16 protein-coding genes are annotated in these 22,869 nt (G+C 52.2%); 8 read left to right on the top strand and 8 right to left on the bottom strand.

Annotation, left to right across the window (positions count from 1 at the left end; genetic code table 11):
* Positions 1-51: 51 nt before the first annotated feature.
* The gene (locus tag SH449x_RS09250; protein WP_482381050.1) at positions 52-2,082 is read left to right on the top strand and encodes a DUF4139 domain-containing protein; all 2,031 of its coding nucleotides are present in this window, start codon (positions 52-54) and stop codon (positions 2,080-2,082) included.
* Positions 2,083-2,215: 133 nt separating this feature from the next.
* On the opposite strand, the gene lpxB is transcribed toward SH449x_RS09250, so the two are convergent.
* Positions 2,216-3,547, bottom strand: coding sequence for a lipid-A-disaccharide synthase (gene lpxB / locus SH449x_RS09245; protein ID WP_482381049.1), 1,332 nt, complete (start codon positions 3,545-3,547; stop codon positions 2,216-2,218).
* A gap of 555 nt (positions 3,548-4,102) precedes the next feature.
* On the opposite strand from lpxB, the gene SH449x_RS09240 reads away from it, so the two are divergent.
* The gene (locus tag SH449x_RS09240; RefSeq protein ID WP_482381048.1) at positions 4,103-4,483 is read left to right on the top strand and encodes an HU family DNA-binding protein; all 381 of its coding nucleotides are present in this window, start codon (positions 4,103-4,105) and stop codon (positions 4,481-4,483) included.
* 46 nt (positions 4,484-4,529) lie between these two features.
* Positions 4,530-4,748: a hypothetical protein gene (locus SH449x_RS09235; protein WP_482381047.1), complete on the top strand. Its 219-nt coding sequence runs from the start codon at positions 4,530-4,532 to the stop codon at positions 4,746-4,748.
* A 67-nt stretch (positions 4,749-4,815) separates the two neighbouring features.
* On the opposite strand, the gene SH449x_RS09230 is transcribed toward SH449x_RS09235, so the two are convergent.
* Positions 4,816-7,116 carry an efflux RND transporter permease subunit gene (locus tag SH449x_RS09230; protein WP_482381046.1) on the bottom strand — a complete coding sequence of 767 codons (2,301 nt, stop codon included), beginning with the start codon at positions 7,114-7,116 and terminating at the stop codon, positions 4,816-4,818.
* The gene (locus SH449x_RS09225) at positions 7,106-9,247 is read right to left on the bottom strand and encodes a redoxin family protein (protein ID WP_482381045.1); all 2,142 of its coding nucleotides are present in this window, start codon (positions 9,245-9,247) and stop codon (positions 7,106-7,108) included. Before SH449x_RS09225 ends, SH449x_RS09230 begins: the two co-directional genes overlap by 11 nt.
* Before the next feature lie 242 nt (positions 9,248-9,489).
* On the opposite strand from SH449x_RS09225, the gene SH449x_RS09220 reads away from it, so the two are divergent.
* Positions 9,490-10,422: a leucine-rich repeat domain-containing protein gene (locus tag SH449x_RS09220; protein ID WP_482381044.1), complete on the top strand. Its 933-nt coding sequence runs from the start codon at positions 9,490-9,492 to the stop codon at positions 10,420-10,422.
* A gap of 283 nt (positions 10,423-10,705) precedes the next feature.
* Here the strand turns inward: SH449x_RS09220 and SH449x_RS09215 are convergent, their stop codons facing one another.
* Both SH449x_RS09215 and SH449x_RS09210 read right to left on the bottom strand, forming a co-directional pair.
* Positions 10,706-11,938: an endo-1,4-beta-xylanase gene (locus SH449x_RS09215; RefSeq protein WP_482381043.1), complete on the bottom strand. Its 1,233-nt coding sequence runs from the start codon at positions 11,936-11,938 to the stop codon at positions 10,706-10,708.
* A complete protein-coding gene (locus SH449x_RS09210) occupies positions 11,922-12,887 on the bottom strand; it encodes a DUF1559 family PulG-like putative transporter (RefSeq protein ID WP_482381042.1) in 966 nt (321 codons plus the stop codon). The genes SH449x_RS09215 and SH449x_RS09210 overlap by 17 nt, the downstream gene beginning before the upstream one ends.
* Before the next feature lie 330 nt (positions 12,888-13,217).
* Here SH449x_RS09210 and SH449x_RS09205 point away from each other — a divergent pair, with 330 nt between their 5' ends.
* A complete protein-coding gene (locus SH449x_RS09205) occupies positions 13,218-17,102 on the top strand; it encodes a PDZ domain-containing protein (protein WP_482381041.1) in 3,885 nt (1,294 codons plus the stop codon).
* Between the two features lie 38 nt (positions 17,103-17,140).
* On the opposite strand, the gene SH449x_RS09200 is transcribed toward SH449x_RS09205, so the two are convergent.
* Positions 17,141-17,440, bottom strand: a complete 300-nt coding sequence (locus tag SH449x_RS09200) for a hypothetical protein (RefSeq protein ID WP_482381040.1) — start codon at positions 17,438-17,440, stop codon at positions 17,141-17,143.
* Here SH449x_RS09200 and SH449x_RS09195 point away from each other — a divergent pair.
* Positions 17,421-18,725, top strand: a complete 1,305-nt coding sequence (locus tag SH449x_RS09195) for a hypothetical protein (protein ID WP_482381039.1) — start codon at positions 17,421-17,423, stop codon at positions 18,723-18,725. The genes SH449x_RS09200 and SH449x_RS09195 overlap by 20 nt on opposite strands.
* A gap of 18 nt (positions 18,726-18,743) precedes the next feature.
* Positions 18,744-19,112, top strand: coding sequence for a diacylglycerol kinase family protein (locus SH449x_RS09190; RefSeq protein WP_482381038.1), 369 nt, complete (start codon positions 18,744-18,746; stop codon positions 19,110-19,112).
* A gap of 119 nt (positions 19,113-19,231) precedes the next feature.
* Here SH449x_RS09190 and SH449x_RS09185 read toward each other — a convergent pair whose 3' ends face one another.
* Both SH449x_RS09185 and fhcD read right to left on the bottom strand, forming a co-directional pair.
* Positions 19,232-20,686 carry an excinuclease ABC subunit UvrC gene (locus SH449x_RS09185; protein WP_482381037.1) on the bottom strand — a complete coding sequence of 485 codons (1,455 nt, stop codon included), beginning with the start codon at positions 20,684-20,686 and terminating at the stop codon, positions 19,232-19,234.
* A complete protein-coding gene (gene fhcD, locus SH449x_RS09180) occupies positions 20,683-21,591 on the bottom strand; it encodes a formylmethanofuran--tetrahydromethanopterin N-formyltransferase (protein ID WP_482381817.1) in 909 nt (302 codons plus the stop codon). The genes SH449x_RS09185 and fhcD overlap by 4 nt, the downstream gene beginning before the upstream one ends.
* 267 nt (positions 21,592-21,858) lie before the next feature.
* On the opposite strand from fhcD, the gene SH449x_RS09175 reads away from it, so the two are divergent.
* The gene (locus SH449x_RS09175) at positions 21,859-22,863 is read left to right on the top strand and encodes an AAA family ATPase (RefSeq protein ID WP_482381036.1); all 1,005 of its coding nucleotides are present in this window, start codon (positions 21,859-21,861) and stop codon (positions 22,861-22,863) included.
* The last annotated feature ends 6 nt before the right edge of the window (positions 22,864-22,869 follow it).

The raw sequence follows: 22,869 nt of genomic DNA, 5'->3' as shown, positions 1-22,869 counted from the left end.
AGAGAAGATTTGTTGCAATTCTGAACTCAGTTCTAGCCCAGGGGAACACCCATGTCTGATTGGAAAACGACGTCACTAACGCGGTTGCCTGCTATGTTTTTCGCAGTCTGCATCCTAGGCCATCACGATGCCATTGGCCAGCTGGACGCTGACACCGAGGCATCAACCTTGCTGCCTGCAACATATGCAGCCATGACCGATGTCATGCTATTTCCTAGAATGGCCTTGATCACGAAGGAGATCGATGTACCAGTAGAACCAGACACTCAAGTGTTGCATTTTGGTACGTTACCAGAGCAAGTGATTCTGAGCACCGTCCATGCAACGGCATCCGACGGGCTCGATTTAGATTCTGTTTTGACTCAAGAAAAAGATCCGACCGAAAGGGAGACTCTGCGTCAAACTCTTCGAGCAGAACAAAGTCAGTTGCTCGTTGAAAAGGAAGCGCTTCATGTACAAGTCAGCGTGATGGAAAAACAATTGCTTTTCCTAGATCGGACACTCGATTACGGCAGGCTGCAAGGGGCGAGCGATTTGCATCGTGGCTCACTCGACACCAAAGCTCTGACCGGGATTCTAGATTATGGATTGAACAAGCAAGTGAGCTTGAGTAACGAGAAAGAAAAAGCCGTTCAGCGATTGAGAGAAGTCGACGAATCGATCACCAGACTCGCTAAAAAAATCCAAGCTGAACAACAGCGAAATTCGGAGCGTTACGAACTCCAGGTAAGAGTTCGGAACAATACGGCGTCCGATGGAAAAGTCCGTATCTCCTACTTTGTTGGGGGCTGCTATTGGGAGCCAAACTATATCTTGCACTATGATTCACAAAAGAATTCGTTCAGGCTTCAGGTGACTCCCAAGATCATCCAAAATTCTGGCGAAGATTGGAAAGATGTAACCCTGAGGCTTTCTAGCCAAAATGCTCAATCGTTCAACGAGAGTCCTACGTTGATCCCCTTGCAAGTGCGAACGTACCGAACGGCTACTGACCCCAATGATTTTCCCTTTGCAACAGAATCGAAAACGGCTGGAAAATCCAAAGGCACAGTTCAGGAACTGGTAGACCAAAATGCTAAAATCGACTTAGAACTCGCAGAGGAGCTGAAAGAATCCTGGAGCTTGGATTACTTTGGGCAGAGCAACTTGGAACGGAATCAACGCGCCATTCTGCTGCAAGAAGCGGAGCTTAAGAACTCGCCTCAACGCATGGCCTTGCTCGCATCGGATGCTAGCGAGCCGTTAGGGGAATTCTCCCTCATCGTAGCTCGCCCGATTTCATTAAACAGCCGTGATTCGGCCCAAACGATCGAGGCGGCATCACGCGAGTTAAATGGATCGATCTCCCATGTAGCCGCACCACTTCTATCTAGTTTTGCATACCGCGAAGCCAGCTTCGCCGAGGGGACAGACCTGTCACTTTTAGATGGCAAGGTGCTCGTTTACCAGGACCAACAGTTCGTTGGACATACATCGTTGCGATCCACTCCGTCGGGACAGCCTTTCTTCATAGGATTGGGAGCCGATGCTAACGTTCGCACCCGCCGCGAGTTGATAGGGAAATCAAGAGAAATGCAAGGTGGCAATACTCGCGAGGAGCATTCGATCAAAGTGGTGGTTGCGAACTACTACAACCACTCCATAAAACTAAGGCTTCTGGAACGTATGCCGCTGCCCGTTGAACAACGCGAAGCGACCGCAGAATACTCGCCCTCAAGCCCAGAGCTGAGTTCCGACCCGCTCTATCGCAGAACCCTATTTCCCCGGAACGTTCTAAGATGGGATCTCGAGATACCCGAGTCCTGTTTTGGGGCCAAGGCGTTTGACCATAAGTACTCGTACTCATTGGTCTATGACAAATCGGCTGAGTTGAACATAGCGTTCCAGGAAGTTGTTACTGACATCAACAAGTTAGAGGAAATCATGTACAGCCTTGATACGATGTCCATGGGCGGCGGCATGGGGGGAATGGGGGGAGGCATGGGTGGGATGATGAATGCCGATACCGATCCTAAAAGTTCAAAAGCTCGCGACGCTCAGAAACTTCAGCGGAGACTTGGTACCGATGCCTTTCCCGAATGAGGATGCAAAAACAGGATAGGTTAATAGTGAGAGCTTATTCGTGAACGCAAGAAGCGAGAACTGTTGCAGTCCTCATATTGCGAATGGAAGGATGTGGCCAGTAATCTCGTCAATCGGTCGGACTGTCGAATTCCTATGCGGCACGCTTTAGCGTTGGCAGAGGTGCTAACGCTGATTCATCGATCGGTAGCGTGACATCAGAGGAGCCAGACATTCGTTGCAACATGAGCTTAGCGGTGTTGTAGCTGGCCCCAGGCTGCGCGAATTCTGCTGCTAAGTCGAGTAGCCTTTTTCGCCGATCGAGCCGTGCCTGTGTATCACCAATTAGCGTACACATCTCCGCCACAACATTCGCAATCGAGCGTTTGGAAGAGGCGGAATCGAGTGACCCATAAGACAGCGATTCCGGAAGTAATTTTTCACTCGCAATCAGATTGGGCAATGACATGCTGTCAATCTTCACCAGCGCCTTAGCCATATAGTAGGTTGATCGCTTCAAGTGATACATGACGACGGCGGGCTTGCCTCTTGCCATCACCTCAAGAGAAACGGAACCACTCTTCATAAGGGTACAATCGCTGGCCTCGAGGATCTCACTGGTTTTGCCCGCGAAGATCGATATCGGCAGCTTGCTGTCTTGCTCTGTCAAATGGCTCTTGCACCATAGAGCATGCGAGTCCTTAAGGGCTGCCACCATGAATTCTGCATTGGGGAATCGGCGTGCCAACTGACGAATCACTTGTAATTGAAGCGGCCAGATGTGCTTGACTTCGTGATCCCTCGATCCAGGCAAGACCGACACCTGTATGCGATCGTTCCGGCGGTGCCGCTCTATAAATCGAGAGTCGAGTCGTTGCTGTGCTATGCTGTCGAAGAATGGATGGCCGACGAACGTCGCCGACACGCCATGCTTCTCAAACCACGGGGTCTCGAAAGGAAGATTGCAAAAAACGTGATCCACGTACTTGCGCATCTTGCGAACTCGCCATCCACCCCACGCCCAAAGTTGCGGTGGTAGATAATAGAATACAGGGAGCCCGTACTTCTTTGCTCGTTTTGCAATATGCCAATTAAACCCAGGAAAGTCCACCAGGATAACGCCATCCACCTCGCCGTTGGCGAAACTCTGTTCGGCTCTGTCCGCCAAGCGAAAGAACTCTCGCAACTTGGGGAGCACCTCGGCAAAACCCATGACCGCCATGCTGGTTAAGTCGAAATCTAGATCCAACCCGGATTGAATCATCTTGGGGCCGCCAAAACCGCGAAACGATGACCCGGGAGACAAGCCACGCATGCAGCGAATCAAATTCGCAGCGTGCAAGTCACCGCTAGGTTCTCCCACAGAGAAGAAAAATCGCTTTCCCATGAACTGCTCTTCCGGGCTCACCGTTGGGATGAGCTCGCATGTATCGAATTGATTACAGTCAACGCTTTGAGCGCAGTCGATGTGCTCGATTTGATTCATCGGACAGCTTGGGTTAAAGGATTCGGTGCAAATTTCTGATATACGAGAAAGTGGGTAACCAAGGCAAGATGAACGGAATGAGCTGACGGTTTTTCCGTTTAGCGAAGAGAAATAAACTTTGGCGAACCGAAACCATTCTATTAGCGTGGCTTATTGCCTTAGGCCTTCACCAAGATCGCTCGCATCCTGCCGTTGCTCGGTCTAGTCCAAAACTGACCAGCATCAAAAAGGGGCGGAATCTGGTTAAGGTGAAGGAAGACCGAAATTCCAGCGGTTCAGGGCTTTAGCTGTTCCGACATGCAATGGTCGACAAACAATCCGAAATTAGTTCTGCTTAACAAAGTCAGAAAGTTCCGCAACTTCTGCATCAGGTTTTGCAGTTTTGGTCAACTTTAGGGGTCGTGATGCCGAAAACCTCTGTACGGAATGTTCGGACGTTGCGGTCTGGAGTGGCGTCAATTGCCTTGACGAAGCTCCAAAGCAATCCTAGACTCTGGTTTTAAATCGTGTCCCAATAAGGACTTAGGTTTCAACCCGACCATTAGGAGTGTTGCCGTGACGAAGAAAGAGATCGTGAAAACGATTTCCGACGAGACAGGCCTCAACCAACATCTGATCAAAGACGTCGTTCAACGCACGTTCGACGCGATCATCAAGACGTTGGAAGAGGAAGGACGAATCGAACTCCGAAACTTCGGCGTGTTCCAGGTAAGGACACGGGCAGCGAGGAAGGCGCGAAACCCAAGAACCGGCCGTCAGGTTGAGGTTCCTGAAAAGTTCGTCGTCACCTTCAAGCCGGGCAAGATCATGGAACAACGGGTCATGACCATCGAAGGGACATCGCTAGCACAAAGGATCCGCGACGATATTGCGTCCGGAAAACTAGGTGTAGGTGATGATGAATTTGACAGTAACGATAGTACCGCTGTGGACTAAGCTCTCGCCGGTACACCAGGAATCGAGACTTTACGGAGATAGGGAAATGCGACGACGATTAGGATGGTTGCTTTTGTTGGCTTGCACGATGCCGTCGGTTGGTTGCGCATTGCCAATCTACTCTGCTAGGCCTGCCAAGCGTGCAGAACAATTGATTTACACCTCGGAAAACATGCGATCCATCGTTCAAGAATGGGAGCGTTTCTGGTTCTTGGATATGCCTTCGCATGCGACCCCTTATCGCGTGCACGGCGGTGTTATCTAGTTGAGACGGTGCGGTTGGTTGTTTAACAACTTCCACTACTGTGCGGAGGGAAGTTTAACAACTTCCACTACGGGGATTGCGGTTTGTCGAAGGTCTTTAGGATCGCTGGCAAGAAGAATAAGTCGCAGAACAGCGCTGTGGCTAGTGTAATCATTCCGAGACTACCGAAGACTCGAAAATCTTTGGTGTCGCTGAATAGTACCGAAGCGAAGCCTGCCACGAGCACGATTGTTGTCATCATCAATCCCGTCCCGACCTCTTGAAATGCCTTTTCTATGGCATCTGTTACGTTCGCGGTTCGCGATAGCTCGAACCGATAACGGGACAGGAAGTGGATCGTGTCGTCCACGGCGATTCCCAAACAGATCGTGAAGCAACATACGCTCACAATTTCGAGTGGCTGCTTGTTGATCGCCATCCAAGCCGCTGCGGCTAGCAATGGCATCATGTTGGGAATGATTGAAATGAGTCCGATTCGAACTGATCGAAAAGCTATGCCAAGAATGACAAAGATCACCAGCGACGCGCTTCCCAAACTCACTACAAGATCGGTTACGATCCGATAAAGATCTCTCCATCGCCAGACGGGATCTCCTTCCATTCGAATCTTGGTTTTGGCATCATTCAACGCGTTGAAATTCTTCTCCAAACGCTCAAAGGTCGGCGCGTATTGTGCAGACCCGAGGTCCTGAACCCGAAATAGAATCGTTGCATTCCGATTCTCTGGATCGTAGAGGGTCAGTTTCAGTGGTGGCGGTAGAAGATCGATCATGGAAACCTTGTCGATAGCTTCTCCTTCTCCGGGCAATGCCTCGAGCAATCTGGGCAAGCTAAGAGGATGCCCAATAAGTGGCTCTTGGCGTAACAGTCCATCGAGCGTAGCCAGCAGCGTCACAACCTCTTCTTCCGAACGATCCTCGTCCAACCAATTAACGTTCACCCGACAAACATCCAGCCCTCCCATGGATGTATCGAGATGATCGAGCGCGGTTCGAATTTCGTTTCCCTCTGGAAGGGCAGAAGACTTGCGATCATCTGGCTTGAGAGTTCCAGCAGCCAATGCGAATAAGACCAGCGTGGCAATCGCTGCTACCGAGATATAACGACTCCGTGCCAAACAAAAGCGGACCAAAGGTCCGAGCTGCCCCAAAGATCGGTCTACAAAATCCCGTTGCGAATTCCTACCCAGCCGTTTTCCAAAGCGAGTCTGGCTGGCCAATGGAATGACCAGCGTGACCGAGATCCAAGTACAAAACACACCGATGATGCAGGACATCCCAAATTCGCGCACAACAGCATGATGCGCGAAAAGCAACGATCCCATGCCGACCGCTGTCGTAAGGGATGTCAAAAAGCATGCCAAGCCCACTTGCTCCAAGGTCTGCTGGCAGGCTTCGCGAGGCGATAACCCCTGCTGTAGCTTGGAACGAATATGAACCATCATGTGGACGCCGTCGGTAAAGCCGACCAGGCTCAACAACACCGGTACGATAACAAAGCTAAAGGGATTGTCATCCAGTCCAAAATACCTTAGCAATCCTAGAGTCCACATCACTCCTGCGATAGGAGCTAGCGACACCACGATAACGACCACAAAGCCTCGAAATAGAATAAAGGCCATGGTCAAAATCATGGAATAGCCAATTAACTGATACGTGCGTTCATTGCTGCGGTTGTTTCTCTGGACCAGATCGTAGAATGGCACCGAACCTGTGACCGAGATATCCATCTTGATCTCAGGAAATTCAGCCACTACCGTCTTGGCGGTTTCAATCAACTGTTTGGTGAGGTCCGCGCTTTCTTGCACGAAGATAAAGTTGTACACAACCTCAATCAAGACGGTCTGGGCGTCAGGGGACAGCGTAAAGCCTACGATGAGTGGATTCCGTAATGCTTTCTCTTTCGCAGCAGCAAATCGCTGCACCGATGCTTGCCCCACAGGCAAAACCGGTTCCGCTAATCCGAATATGTTGAGTGGCGGGGACTCATCGATCGATCGCGCAAAGGAGACGATATCGAGCTCGTTGAGCTTTTCAACAATGCGTCGGTAAGCAGCCGCTCCCTGCATAGTAAACAGATCGGGGGTCTTGATAACAACCACCGCGTGCGAGTTACCAAACGACTCCCGTCCGATGCTTCTCGTGCGCGACGAACGCCTGGATTGCTGAGAGCTTCGCCAGCCATCGTCTTGTTCTGGTTCGGGTTCTTCCTGTTGGAACCATCGGATGATATCTCCTGGCCAAGTCGGATAGACGTATCCACCGATTGAGACCAGCGTCATCATCGCAAGCACGAAGACACCCGTCTTGGGGAAATCGATGAATCTACGGAAGATGCGAGACGAGAGACCTAGGTTGCTATCGTGCACGTTGCCCCTCAGCAGCCTCGATCAATTCTTCGCGTGTTAGCAACTGATCACCGTTCTTATCGATCTGGTTAAAAGAGTACCGACGAACGATGTCGCTGACTTCCGCTCGGCTGACAACACCATCTCCATTGCGATCAAATCGCTTGATAAAATCCTCAGCGAACTTAACAGCTTTTTCCGAAGGTTCCTTTTTCTCGGTCTGATCTACCGCTAGCCCTCCTCGAAAAATCGCAGCCGGAATGGTCTGTGCTGTGTCTAAAGCAGAATCGGCCCGCGAACGAATCTCGGTAGCGACATCTAAAAACACCACAGCCATCTCTTCCCAAGTTTGATCGCCCCACATGACGTATTCGGCGGGATTGGGATTAAAGGGGTTACCCTCGGAATTGTCATAAGACGTTTCAAACTCGAGCGATTCAAGCTCCCGCACATCGACAGGTGTAGCGAACTCATAGGCATGTTGCCAATTGAAATCGTATCGTGGCACATCGAGCAAAACCTCTTCGGTTCCTCGCTTCGTTACGGAAGTCAATCGAAAGGATTTGCCTCGTAGGTGCATGTGGGGTGCCGCGACGAGCACCTTAGAATTCCCCCTCGGTAGTGATATTTTTGATCGAACGGTGTGGGCTTCCGCATAAGGCGGGATTTCAAACGACTGATCGATTCCTGCGATTGTTGAAACCTCATGAGTTACCTCCGAGGCATCGACAAATACGAGTCCGACTTTGGTAATGTCTTGCTGGACTTTTCCGATGGGAGTGTAGTGCATCTGAAACACAAACTTGGACCCCGCAGGGACCTTGCGAGCGTACCCGGCTGGATACTCAGCTGCCCGCTGTCCTGGTACGAACGATGTTAGCCAACTCACGCCTTTGATTTGTTCCCCATCGGGTGGTCGAATGAACACAATCGCATGGTGAACGATCGTGGCGTTCCCTGGGATAACTTGTGCCGCAGTGATCCAGCGATCCTCGGTCAATTTTGGATCCACGACAAAGTACTGGTACTCAACGGTCCCGACGGGCGGAACCGTGAACGGCGTTTCTCTCATAGCCACAATCAGATCAGGTTCCTTGGGCAATTGCCAACCCGTTTTGACTTCAGGCAACTCGGGCAGTGTGTCCAAATTCCCAAGGGGTGAGCCTGCCGATACCCAATTCTTAACCAGATCCATTTCCTCTGCCGACATCACACGCGCATTTCGAAATTCGCCATGCTCGGCGCTGGCGTGCCATGGGGGCATACGTCCATTCTCGATCACTTCAACAATCATTTCCCCCCATCCTTGGATCTCATCAATGTTGGAAATATCGAACGGACCAATATCACCCGGTCGGTGGCAATCGTAGCAATGTTTGTTAAAAATTGCTGCCACGTTGCCAGCATAGGTCGGAGCGCTGACACCTGTATCCATCTTGGCTTTGGCTTCCGACGCTAATTGTTGCTCCGCATCCGTTCTTGCTGCATCCTGTTTTGTACTCGGGCCGGAATCGTTCTTCGCGAAAGTGATTAGGCATCCAGCGGCTGTTGTGTTGGGAGTTGGAATGGGGTGCCCTTTGACGACAGCGTCGAGAGCATCAACCAGTTCTTGCGTTGTCGCTTGATTCTTTTTTACACCTGGTGCCATTTGATCATCGACCCGTCCGCGATAGACGACCGTGCCGCGTTCATCCAGTACGAACACTTCAGGCGTTCGCGTTGCTCGCAGTTGAGTAAGTAGCCTTTGGTTTTCATCTCGAACCATGGGGAACGAGATTTCGGTATCTTTCACAAAGCTGCGAATCTTGGGTTCATTGTCTTGCAGGAGTCCCATAACCCCGACGAACCGAACCCCTTGTGGCTCATACTGTTCGGCGATCGATTGGAGTTTTGCAGCGTAGAATCTGGCGACCGGGCATTCGCAACCCAGGACGCAGACGACGTGGGCTTTGGCTGAAGAATCCCAATTGCAAAGCTCGCCGCTTAAAGCTGGTTGGCTCCATCCCGGCCCGAGCACTGCCTTGCTCAGATCGCTCGGATCGCTAGCGTTTGCGGGCTGAGCCGAAAGAGAAATGAGCCCGATGCAAAAAAACAGAACGAAGCCGCCCAATGCCTGCCAGCGACCGGATGTTAGAAAACCCTGGATTACCATAAATCAAACCGTTAAGGAACAAGAATCCAATCCAACCACTACTAACCAAATGATACCATGAAGGGGATCTCTTCCCAGTGTATAATCCACGGGTATTCATCTTCTGCCCGTTGTGCCCCACCAACCATCTCCTCTGCCTCCAACTTTCAACTTTGCTTGTCATGTCAAATAGTTGCCCTGAGCGTTTTACCTCCTCGCGCCCTATTCGGTTGTCGTTTTTGGGACTCGCTATCGCCTTGTGCATGAGTTCGATTTCTTTCGCAGCGTGGTCGGACGATACTCTCGCTGATCAAGAAGAAGTCCGGCTAGATAAAGCCACTTACGATCCGGAGACCATTTCGACCCTCTCCGAATCAACGAAGTTGAAACGGCTGCGCATCAACAACGCTGAGATAGCCGATGGGCAGCTCGAGCTTATAGGGAAGATATCGCAACTGGAGCTTTTGGATCTATCCGGATGCAACCAAGTCACCGATGCCGGGGTGCTGTCACTCGCAAAGCTTAGCAAGCTCAAAAATCTCAGTCTAGGAAGTCCATCGATCACTGACGCTTCTCTTGAAGTCGTTTGCCAGTTGCCATCGCTCGGTGCGTTGACCTTGCAAGGCTGTACGATCCAAGGTCCAGGTTTAGTGCATCTCGGCAAGCTAACCAAGCTCAAAGAGTTTGGCCTGTTGAACTCGAGTGCGGGGGATGTGGCATTGGCCTCGCTCGCCCCGGGAGAGATCGTCAAGCTCAAACTGCGAGCTTCCGGAGTTACCTTGCAAGGCATCGAGAAGAATCTTTCGCGATTCCCAAAGCTTAAATCGTTAGATCTAGGTGAGAATCAGATCGATGATCGGGCGTTGCAGGTGATCGCATCGAGCAAGATCGACGATTTGAATTTGCTACGGACTCAAGTAACGGTCGATGGCATTTCGCTTTTGGCGGGTATGCCCATAAAGCGTCTAAACCTGGACGACATCCGTGGTATAGATGACTCGGTGATCCCGCATGTTTTAAGGTTAAAGGAACTCGAGTTTCTTCACTTGGGCAAAACCCAGGTCACAGATGCTGGGGTTTCCCAGCTAAGTCAGCTTGCATCCCTCAAGGACTTGATCATCAATGACACGCAGGTCAGCGAAGAGGCAGTAGAGTTATTGCTGAAGTCGAATAAATCACTTCGAATCAAGCGATGATGTGAAACATTAGATCCCTCCGGGACGAATTGGTTCGAATGCCCCATGTGGGAAAAATGTCTGTAGGCCAACGCCGCAATATCCGGTTCGTCCCGTAGGGACCTAATGTCGGTAGGGGAAACGGGCATCGCACCGTCCGCCACGACCCGTAGGGGCAAAATGTCGGTAGGTCGCGAAGCCCAGAACCTCCTCTTCACCCCAGCGGGGTGAAATATCTAAGATAAGCGTTGATTGGCGAAGATTACTGTTCCCATAAATCATACCGACCGTGATGGCGCCCTGCCTATTTCAAGGTCTCTAATACAGCCTCAAAGGCAGGTTTCGCTTGCCCCTGGCGATCGAAAAGTAACGGGTGATTGGTTCGGTTCCATGGAAAGTAGTTCAGCCAGCTTTCACCGTCGTGCAGATTCCAAAATGAGACTCTCGCTATGACGTCCGAGTGCTTGTTGAATAGTTGGAAAAGCTTGGCGTACTGCTCCGCTTGTCTTTGCAGAATCTCTGGCGGACAACCATCTTTGTAGGGGTCCAATTTCGACATCTCATCTCGGTACTTGCCGCCGTCGGCCCACCATCGAGAGCGGGGGACGACATCGATATCCAGTTCAGAAATGACGACCTGAATTTTTTCTTCTCGGCATTGATTCAGAAGATTCTCGAGAGCATCGAACCTGATAGTGTCGAGCTCAAAATGTCCTTGGATACCCAAGGCATCGACCGGGGCACCTTGTTCACGCAAGCTTCGTATAAGCTTCAGCGTTTTCTCAAGCTTACCCGGGTATTCGTTGTTGTAATCGTTGTAAATGAGCAACGCTTTGGGGGCTTTTTCCCGTGTCCATTGAAAAGCCTTTACCATGAACTCCTCGCCTGTGACCCGCGTCCAAATCGAGTCTCGGAGGTAGCTACCGTCCCCGTCCTCAAGAGCTTCGTTGACGACATCCCACATCGTCACATCGTTACCGTAGCGTCCTACCACGGTATCGATATGGGTTTTCAGTCGCTCGAGCAGCTTTTCTTTGCTCGTTGGTTGTCCGTCTTCGGTGAGCCACCACTCGGAGGTGCGATCATCCTTGGCCCAGACAAGACAATGTCCTACGATTTCTAAGCCCTTCGATTTGGCGAACTGAACGAAGCGATCGCATTCTTCGAACCGGAACTCTCCCTCCCTAGGTTGAATGCCCTGCGGCTTCATCGAGTTCTCGGGCGTGACGATCTGGAACTGTGTTGTGAGCAATTCCCAATCGTTCATTCGGGTTGGGATGTTGTCGCTAACCCCCACACCGATTTTGTAGCGATCACCAACAGCAGTGCGAAGCGTAAGGGAATTGTGAGCAGCGTCCCTTAACTGGGCCACGGCAGTGCTGGCTACCTGCAAGGTTCCCAAAAGGCATAAGGCCGCAAACGAAATCCAGCGCGGACGAAAAACAGAGTGAATCAACATCATGCGGCAACCGATCAGAAGAGAAAAAGACCGGTAGCATAACGAAATCGCGACCGGCGAATTAATTGTCGAGATCATCAATTATTTCACCTGCTGCTCTGGTGCACAAGGCCGCCATGACATCGAGTGAGATGTTCTGGTTCAGGAATTGAACGTGCCCATCTGCAAACAAGCAGTGGCTCCCGGAAACATGGAACGAATACTGTTCATTGTCGTTCTTTACGTTCATGGCTGTGTTGCAGCCTGCTGTTCGTCCGCACCCCTCCAGCGATCCATCGGCGCTGGCACCATCCAAACTGAATGCTCCCTCGCTGTCCGCCCAACCGATCCCCTGGTCGTTGAACAAATCCATTCTCGCTCTACGTCCGCGATAAACCGTTGGGCGAGCGGCGGCTTCCACTACCATGACTGTGTTTGAGGTGCCGTCGGTAATCGAGGCATGGGAATTCATCGAGTTGCGATGCATAACGGAAAAGCGATTCGAATTGTTATAAAGCTGCGGATTCACCGGACCGGCCGCCACACCTTGGATCGCCTCGTAATCGGTGCGTCCCAGCGGAGTGTTGATCGTCAGGGCCGGGCGTGGAGGTTTCGGGATTGCGGAGAGAACCGGAGGTTGGTCTGGCGTGCTCGGGCAAAAAAAGACGGGCAGGGGAATGCTGGCTACAGCAAGATTCGTATCTTCCCACCAGTTGAGATCGAACCGATACAAACTCTGAACATTGGAGTGCTCGAGATAGGGAAGAATGCCAACCCGCCACCCCACAAATTTGCCGAGAGGATTGGTTCGCGACTGTTGAGTCCAGCCTGATGCCGGGTAGTATCGAAAGGCCGACTCAAAGTTCAGCACGGCCAGCCCGAGTTGCTTTTGGTTGTTTTGGCACTGCATCCTTCGGGCAGCCTCTCGGGCCGCTTGCACTGCGGGCAACAATAGACCGACTAAAATCGCAATTATGGCGATAACTACCAAAAGCTCGACCAGCGTGAATCCTGCGTGGGCTCGCCGGAGGATGTAGCGTTTCGACATGGACCTACCTAAAAACGTTGAAGAAAGCACGCATTGGTGCACGGTGGTCTCTGGTCGAGGATCCCAAGACCTCTACCCACCAGTCTGACTTGCAAGAAGCCCCCTCGCAACCAGGAACGTTTCAATATTCAACGAGTTTCCACTGCTTTGTTTTCGGAATTGGCGGTCTAGGCGGGGATCATGCTTGATAGTGCCTAAAATTACGACCAGAATAATGACCTGGATTCTCTCCTCCAGCTAGAGTGTCATTGTTCAGACGCACCGGATCTTCGCTCTCCCCGGGTCGCGTCACTTTATCCACGTGGAGACTTCATCACGATGAATTGGCGAATGAAACGTCGGAGCGTTACCGCAATGCTGTGTGCGGTAATGGCTGCGAATACCGTGTTTTCAGGCTATTACGTTTCGGCACAGGACAAACCTGCCGAGCAAGCCTCAACGACTGACGATCGTTATTCGAAGATCGAAAAGCAGTTGCAGGAATTAACAAAAGCAATCACCGATCTTAAGGGCGGTGCAACGACTCCTCCAAAGGAAGAGTCAGTCGAAAAGAAAGACGAAGGGGCAAAACCAGCTGAGTCCGACTCCGCTGCCAAGGTTTGGGGCGGGGAACTTTCCAAGGATTGGCTCAAAGGAATTCGATGGAGAAATATCGGCCCCGCGAATATGGGTGGTCGAATCGTAGACCTCTCCGTATACGAAGCTGATCCAAGCACGTGGTGGGCTGCCACTGCCTCGGGGGGATTGCTCAAGACAACGAACAATGGAACATCATTCCAAATCCAGTTCGATCGCGAGTCCACAGTTTCCATCGGAGCTGTAGCAGTCGCTCCCAGCGATCCCAACATCGTTTGGGTCGGTACCGGGGAAAACAACCCTCGTAACTCGGTAAGCTACGGCGACGGCGTCTACAAATCCACCGATGGTGGGCGAACCTGGAAGCACATGGGGCTCAAGGAAACGTTCCAAATCGGTGAAGTTCTTATCCACCCTAAAGATCCTAACACTGTCTACATCGGTGCACTAGGGCGTTTGTACGGCACCAATGATGAGCGAGGCGTCTACAAGACCACTGATGGTGGGGCCACTTGGGAACGAGTCTTCTTCATCGACGACCGAACCGGTGTGCTCGAAATGCAATTCCATCCGAACGATCCTGAAACGCTGGTCATCACCGCCTGGGAACGGCTCCGAGACGGTTTCGATAGCTGGCCAGGCACAGAAGTGCCGAAGCCAGATGGCTATGATGGCTACGATCCTATCCGCAAATGGGGGCCTGGTAGCGGCATCTATAAAACCACTGATGGCGGTAAGTCCTGGAACAAGATGACCAAGGGCTTGCCTACGAGCCAAATGGGGCGGATCGGTATCGATTGGTACCGCAAAGATCCCAACATTCTCTATGCGGTTATTGATTGCGAAAATATCGGCAAGGGACTTCCGCGACTCAACGTACTGTGGGGTGCGGTGGGAGCCGATGTCGACGGACAAGTTGTCGTGACGCAAATCTATCCTCGCAGCCCAGCTGCACGCGGCGGTCTGCAAGTAGGCGATGTCTTGGAATCCATGGGAGAGAATCCTCTCGCGAGCTTCGACGATATCTTGGGTAGGATTCGAGATATGAAGGCCGGCGACAAGTTCTCCGTCAAGATTAAACGAGGAGAAGAGTCTAAGGATCTGGAATTCACACTCGCTTCACGAACCGGTGCTACACCAACGCAAGCCGCTAATACGCTTTGGTTTGGTGGACTTGGTGAGGACGATGAGAATGGTGTCAAAGTAACCCGCGTAACCCCGGAGGGCCCCGCCGCCAAAGCTGGACTGCAAGCCGACGATGTCATCACCAGTTTCGACGGCTCAAAGCCGGAATCCTGGGATAGTCTGGTCGCGGCTGTGACTGCGAAGAAGGTTGGCGACAAGGTTAAGGTTGCCTTCACTCGCGGTGAGGAAGAGAAAGAAGTCGAAATGACGATGGAAGTCCGCGACATTCCTGAGGGATCCGGACGCCAACAACAACAGCAGCAAACTCAACCGAGCGTCTATGTCGGCGTTCAAGGACAAAACGCTCGTGGCGGTGGAGCTATCCTCACGGAGATCACTAAGGATGGGCCTGCCGAGAAAGCTGGCTTGCTTACTGGCGATATCGTTAAGTCGATCAACGGTAAATCGCTCGAATCTTACCGAGCGTTCACCGAATCCTTGCGTGACCTCAAGGTTGGCGATGTGCTCAAACTTAGCGTCGCACGTGCGACCGAAGTCAAAGAGATCGACGTCGTGGTCGCGGAACGACCTGGTCCAACAAGACCTTACTCCGCATCTCTTGGCGGACAATCTCCCAATGTCCAAGACATGCAGGGAGCCAAGGGATATGAGTACGGCGGGATCTACAAATCGGTCGACGGCGGGGAATCCTGGATACGCGTCAACAGCCTCCACGATCGGCCCATGTACTTTAGCGTGATTCGAGTCGATCCGAACGATGATTCTCGCGTCTATCTACTGGGAGTATCTCAGTATCAATCGTCCGACGGTGGTATCTCCTTTGCAGCGACTTTGGGACGTGGAGTTCACGCCGACGGTCACGCTCTTTGGATCGATCCTAAAGACGGCAAGCACATGATCATCGGAGTCGATGGTGGTGTTTACAAAACCTATGATCGCGGTGGACGTTGGGACCATCTCAATACACTCGCTCTTGGACAGTTCTATCACGTCGCGATTGCACCTAAGTACCCTTACTATGTGTATGGCGGACTGCAGGATAATGGAACTTGGGGCGGCCCATCGATGTCACTCAGCGGTTCAGGACCTCTAAACGAAGACTGGTTGAGTGTCGGTGGTGGCGACGGTTTCATGTGCCGCGTCGATCCTAACGATCCGGATCTCGTTTACTCCACCAGCCAAGGTGGAGCGATGAGGCGACGAAATATGCGAACAGGCGAACAAGCTTCCATCCGACCAGCACGCGTTGAGGGAGCTCCTTCGATTCGTTTCAATTGGAACACGCCCTTCATCCTGTCGAATGCGAATTCGCGGGTCTTCTACGCTGCGGGCAGCCACGTTTTGAAGTCGATGGATCGAGGCAATGATCTCCAAATCATTTCTCCTGAAATCACCCTCACCAAACGAGGTTCCGCTACAGCTCTCGCCGAATCGCCAAGAAATCCGAACGTCTTGTACGTCGGGACCGACGATGGAGCTCTGTGGATGACCAAAGATGGTGGCAATGAGTGGGTCGACATTCGGGCTGGACTCAACATTCCTGCACCGCGATGGGTTGCGACCATCGAAGCATCGAAGTTTGCTGATGGACGTGTCTACGTGGCACTCGACGGTCACCGATCCAACGACGACGATCCGTACGTATTTGTGTCAGAAGATTTCGGTAAGACTTGGACTTCGATTCGTGCGAATCTTCCGTGGGGCTCAACTCGATGCTTGCGAGAAAGCCCCTTCAACGAAAACGTGCTCTTCGTTGGAACGGAGTTCGCTGCGTTCGTCAGCGTGAACCGAGGTGGACTATGGAACTCGCTGAATTCGAACCTGCCGTCCGTGGCGGTGCATGAGTTTGCTTTCCATCCCAACAATGGCGAGGTTGTCGTGGCAACTCACGGTCGTAGCCTGTGGATCGCCGACATCTCTGCACTCCATCAGTTCGCGGAAACTCAGCTAGAGAAAGCAACTCTCTACAAGCCGAACACCGCAATTCGATGGAGACGGGAACCGTCGCGAGGTGGCACAAACCGTGCCTTTGTAGGTGAAAACCCACCGAGCGGTGCGTCGATCTACTACTCTCTTCCGAAGCGATCGCGAGAAGTCTCGATCAAGATCTCTAACGCACTCGGTCAAACCGTTCGGGAGATTCGAGGACCAGGAGAAGCCGGGCTGCATCGCGTTGGTTGGGACTTGACCATCGTTCCGCCACGCGAGCGAGGAGCTGGTGGGCCAGCAGCAGGGCAACGTGGCGGAGCGGCAGCATTCGGCCGTACTGCTGTTGCGACCTCTGGTACCTACAAAGTTACTTTGACTGTGGATGGCCAGGAGTTAGCACACGAACTCAGGCTGGTCAACGATCCAAACTACACCTCCATGTCCGAGCTGGTCGCCAGCGAAGATGTCGAGTACGAGTTGTGGATGGGTGACGTTGAGGCAAACGACGAAGAAGAGGACGAGGAATCAGATATCGATTCTGCTTCTTTGAGCAACATCGACTGATTTCACGATTGTATTAGAACTTAAGACTTAGCCCGGCTTCAGGATTCTGGAGTCGGGCTTTCTTTTGCAATAATTTCAGCAATCGAGATCGCTTCATCCGGCATCAAATGCAAAACGGAGTCCCGCCGCTCGTAGAACCAGGTATTGCTAGCGTTAACTAGACCTTGCGGCGAAACCGAGGAAATTGTAACACCCAGTTTGTTGCAAAGATCGCCATGCTGCGCAAGCTCGTTAAGGGCTTGGCACAGTTCGGGAGATGCATCGCGCAACGGATCGAAAGTGATAGGACATCGAAGCACGGCAAGGAGCCATTGGGGAATGGGTCGTTCATTACTCACAATACAAACACCTGTATTTTCTCAATCTCTACTCCTTGTTTTCCTGGCCATGCTGCTCTCTGCGGGCAGCTCCCGTGGGCAAGCTCCCGACCAAACTACTGGAAACGGATCCTCAGGTGCAATCCCGCAGGGCAACAACTCATTTCAGCCGGAAACGCCGGTCATGACCTACGTCGACCCTCGCTCGGGCCAAATGTACGGTCGGTATGTCCTATACGAAACGGTACCAGTCGCCAAGTATGAATACAAACCGGTCGTTGAGCGACAATACGTCCCTGAATGGGTTCAAGAAACCAAGACGACCACCCAAGTCGAGTATGTTCCCGTCGTTACGTACCAATTGCAACCCGTTCAAGTTCCCACGCTAAATCCGTTTGCTGCACCGAGACAGTATTGGCAATATGTTCCGCTGGTTCAGTATCAACCACGCTACCATCAAACCAACCAACCGATCACCTACCAAAAGTATGTCGAGAAAGAAGTCACCAAGTACATTCCGGAAATGGTGGTCAAACAAGAGCGGGTTCCCAAGTATGCCGACCGCCCCCTAGCCCCGACAACGGCTTTGACTGCGACCGCCCCCACAGCTCCCAACATTTCCGGGGCCGCACAGCAACCGCCTCCAATTCGTCCGATGCAAGCCAACAATCAACCTTACGGCTCATGGGTTGCCAATGCGCCTGCGCCCTACTATGCCCCACAGCAGCAGTCCCCAGCACTCACTAACGTCCCCTATAATGCGACCGCCAGCAACAATGGTTTTTACGGCAATCGATGGGGAACCGAAAGCTATGCCTTGCCTCAGGGAAATGCTTCGGGGAATCAATTTGTTAACAATTCGAATCCTAATGCTGGATTAGCTCCTGGCTGGAACCAGCCAGTAAATCGAACGGCATCCAATCCTTTCGGCGGTCTTTTCAATCGTACGGGGCCGCTCTATCAAGCGGGGCCGATCCAAAATTACAATCAAGCGTACACGGCCGCACAGCCAGCGGCTGGGCAATCGTCCTCATTTGGGTCCGGGCTGACTCCATCGACCTCCGGGGCTAGTTACGTGGCCTCGAATCCGAGCGCGTGGAGTAGTCCGACGACCGGCGGGAGCATGTTCCGACCCATCAGTCCGGTATCGATTCCCCTTTTCGGAAACCCAGCTAGTTCGAATGGTCTGACCTTTCGTCCGCAAACACCGACTTACACACCGAACAACGCCAACTGGGGCTTTAGTCCGGTAGACAACTACCGCGACCCTACTCAATCCGGAATATCCAATTCCATGGTCCGCTGAGCCTATGCCGGGAGACGCATGCAATACAGGAGTCGATGGAAAGCCTTTGCGAATGCGTTTCGAGGCATCTACTTGCTCGTTCGGCATGAGACCCATGGAACATTTCATCTCTTCGCTGCATTCGTGGTTGTTGCGACCGGTATTGTTCTTGAGGCAAGTCTTGAGGATTGGTGTTGGTTGTGCTTGTGCGTCGGGCTTGTATTTATCACGGAGTTGATGAATACGTCCATCGAAAGACTTGCGGATCGTGTAACGACAGATTTTGACGAGCTGATCCGAGACGCCAAAGATCTTGCGGCGGGAGCCGTGGTGCTCGCAGCCTTGACCAGCGCGACAATCGGGCTCATTCGATTCGTACCTCTGGTGCTGCGAGCAATAGAGAACTGAGTGTGAGTCCGTAAAAACTGGCATTGAACTTAAGCCGGGCCACGGGAGATGCCGCAGGCTTGCCCTGCGGAGCCTCACGTTTCTCGCTAATGAATGAGATTCCCCAAAAACGCAGCATTCTATTCATTGTCAAAGGTACTCTTCTGACGCAGGATGTGGTGGTAGTGCTGGGCGAATCGGTGTGCCTCGTCGCGCACGTACTGCAATAGACGTAACGCAAAGGATTGCCGGCCGAGTCGAATAGGTTCGCTGTCACCAGGGCGAAAGATTTCCTCTTCTCGTTTCGCCAGTGAGATCAGGACAGGAGGCTCGATTTCCTGGTCGCGAAACGCGGCCAGTGCTGCGTTCAATTGCCCCTTGCCACCATCGATCATCAACAGATCCGGAAATGCATCTTGTTCATCGGAAAGCTTTCTAAATCGTCTCGATACAACTTCATGAATGCTGCGAAAGTCGTCGATCCCACTCACCCCTGCAATCTTGTAACGACGGTAGCCTGGTTTGAAGGGTAGTCCATCTAGAAATTGAACCAGCGATGCGACGGTGTCGTTCCCACCTAAATGAGCAATATCGATCCCCTCGATGACGCGTGGTTCACGATCCATTCTCAAGACCCGCTGCAACGCTCGCATCCCCTTCTTCGGATCAACATAAAAAACTTCAGGCTGGGCATGGGCGTCAATGTCGCCTCGGTCCCCTAAATTTTCGAGAAGTCGAATCTCATCACGCAGTCGCGCCGCTCGCTCAAAGTCTAGCTTCGAAGAAGCTTCCAGCATTTCTGCTCTCATTTGATTGAGAAGCTTCTCGCTGCCTCCATCAAGAAACGTTTGCAGTCGCTTGATGGACCGTTTGTAATCGGCCTTGGAAATACGCTGATTGCATGGTGCAGTGCATTGCTTTATCGATGCGAGTAAACACGGTCGAAACCATTTCCAACGCGGATCCTCCTCTTCAATATCCAGTGAACAAGTTCGAAACTGAAACACCCGCTGCAAGACTTGCAAAGCTCCTCGTAATTGGCCGGCGCTGGTAAAGGGACCGTATAGCTTTGCACCTTTGTCCTTCGGCGTACGCGTTACTTCGACCCGAGGAAAATCCTCGTGCGTCGTTATCATCAGATAAGGAAAGGTCTTGTCGTCTTTCAAATCTTTGTTGTAGCGAGGTTGGATATCTTTGACCAAGCGGTTCTCGGTCAGCAACGCGTCCACCTCGCTCGCACATGCCAGGAAGTCAATATCTGCAATCTCGTGAATCCATTCCGCTGTTCTAATTTCCTCGGCAGCCGCTGCGTGAAAATAACTGCTCGCTCTCGACCTTAAATTTTTCGCTTTACCGATATAGATGACGACTCCCGAAACATCTTTCATCAGGTAGACACCGGGGGACTGCGGGAACTCTTTGACCTTTTCGGCTGCTTTCCGGAATCCAAAATTATCCTGCATCAACAAGTCGATGCGCCGCAGCACGTCTGGCGAGGACTCTACCAAATGCTCGTCCAGATTGGATTCCGCTGGCTCTAGCTCCAGCTCCTCCGACTCGGACGGAGCATCCCATCCTTTATCGTCGTTCATCATGATAGATCGTTCTTTAGGACATCCCTGAGATAGAAGTGATGCTTTCCTAGCTTGCCACCGTAATTGCCGCCAGTGATTTGGCGAACACCAAGCTCCGCCCCAACGTCGCAGACCGCCAGGATGCCGACTCGCATCGCTTCGGCCACTGCATCCGGGGTTAGGCCATCGATCACGAGCTCGAGCGCAGCGCTCGTCTCATCCGGTACCATCGACCGGGATTGATCCCGCAAGGTTGGGCAAAACGCATCGTTGGTCGAAGCATGAAGAAACCGATACTTGGAGCCAACTTTAGATCCGCTGCGAGCAACACCGCCAGGAAAAGGTGCAATGCAGTTCTCCACTTGGCGAATCGCTCCCACCGCTGCATCGCAAGCGTGCAATGCACCCCGGATCGTGTCCGCGAGCACCAAGAAGTTGCCACCTCCTACGGCGCTAACGCGGCCGATCGTGTCCTGACAGACAAATTCACCATCCATGACGGGAATTCTCCAGTACCGTTCCGCTCCAATCTTTTTGGAGACTTGGTGGCCGTCTCCAAAGTAGCGGACACTGGACCCCATCGCGATCCGTTTTTCACTTGCGATGGCTCCAAAGATCGAGGTGCTGGGGCATGTCAAAACGCACTGTCCTACCCGGCGAACGATTTGCTTTTCGAGCTCTTTCCCTGAAATACTGAACAGCAAAACCGAAACGCCTGGTCGTCCATCCGGTGTGAGCTCACGAGGCAGATCCCCCTCGATACCGGCTTCGACTCCACAACCGATCACGCTGGTTGCAAAACCAGTCATTGCCTCGGCAGCACGATTCGCCCAAGCGTACTCCGCAGCGGTGATAATAACACGGGTGGCGGTCATATCGAACGCCTCAGCGAAAGTATCTAGTATCTCGATTCCGTTAATTTCCATCGGGTGATGGTCGACTTTCTGGTTTTTGGGAGCAGTTGTTTGCAATGAGATACGTTCATTGTAGTGGTAATGTCCAATCTGCCGAGTCCGCTGCACGGAGACCACTGTACGGGGGCCGCTGCACCGATTACATGGCAGGGGCGACGTCTCTAGGCGAACTGACAAACGATACCAAGCTCCTGCTGGGTGTGCTACAATCCCTGCACATCAGCAAAGTTCCTAGAGCTTAGCAATTCGCTATCAAAATTCCGACGAGATACCCCTGACATGAACAGCCCTGGCGATTTTATTCAACAAGAAGCAGAGCGATTCCGCACCCGTTACGCCGCTGTGCGTGAACAAGTCGGACGGGTCATCGTAGGGCACGAAGAAATTGTCAATGGCGTCCTCACGGCCATGTTTGTCGGGGGGCATTGTCTGCTCGAAGGGGTCCCGGGCTTGGGCAAGACGATGCTCATTCGCACGTTATCCGAGACCCTATCCTTGGATTACAACAGGATCCAGTTTACGCCCGATTTGATGCCCTCTGATATTCTCGGGACCAATTTGATCGTGGAGAACGACGGCCGGAAATCGTTCGAATTTCAAAGAGGGCCCCTTTTCACCCAGCTCTGCCTAGCAGACGAAATCAACCGCGCGACACCAAAAACGCAATCGGCCTTGCTCGAAACTATGCAGGAGGGGACGGTAACCGTTGCTGGGCATCGGTACGAACTACAAAAACCATTCTTTGTGCTCGCGACTCAAAACCCCATCGAACAGGAGGGGACTTACCCTCTCCCGGAAGCACAACTCGATCGATTTCTATTCAAGTTAGTTGTCGGTTACTCGACACGCGAGGAACTGAACACGATCATCGAACGCACGACGAAAGGTGAGACCGTCATTCCAGAAAAAGTAATGGACGGCGAAGAGATTGTGCATTGGCAGAAGCTAGTGCGACAGGTCATTTTATCCAAACACGTGCAAGACTACATTGCCAGGCTAATCCTCGCAACGCATCCTGGTGGTACGCTTGCACCCGACGTCACGAACCAATACATTCGCTGGGGAGCCAGCCCACGGGGGGCTCAAACCATTGCACTTACTTCCAAGGTGCGAGCATTGCTGGACGGTCGATTCAACGTCAGCTTTGAAGATATTCGGCGTGTCTATCTTCCTGCGCTACGGCACCGAGTCCTGCTCAACTTCGAAGCTCAAGCGGAAGGGATTGAAACCGATCAAGTGTTGCTAGATGTACTCGAAAAGGTTCCAGAACGATCTGATGTATAGAAACTA

Source organism: Brakhagea baltica (assembly GCF_052161605.1).
Lineage (GTDB): Bacteria > Planctomycetota > Planctomycetia > Pirellulales > Pirellulaceae > JBKCUI01.
Note: the sequence above shows the minus strand (reverse complement) of the source record. Positions and strands in the feature narration are given on the sequence as shown.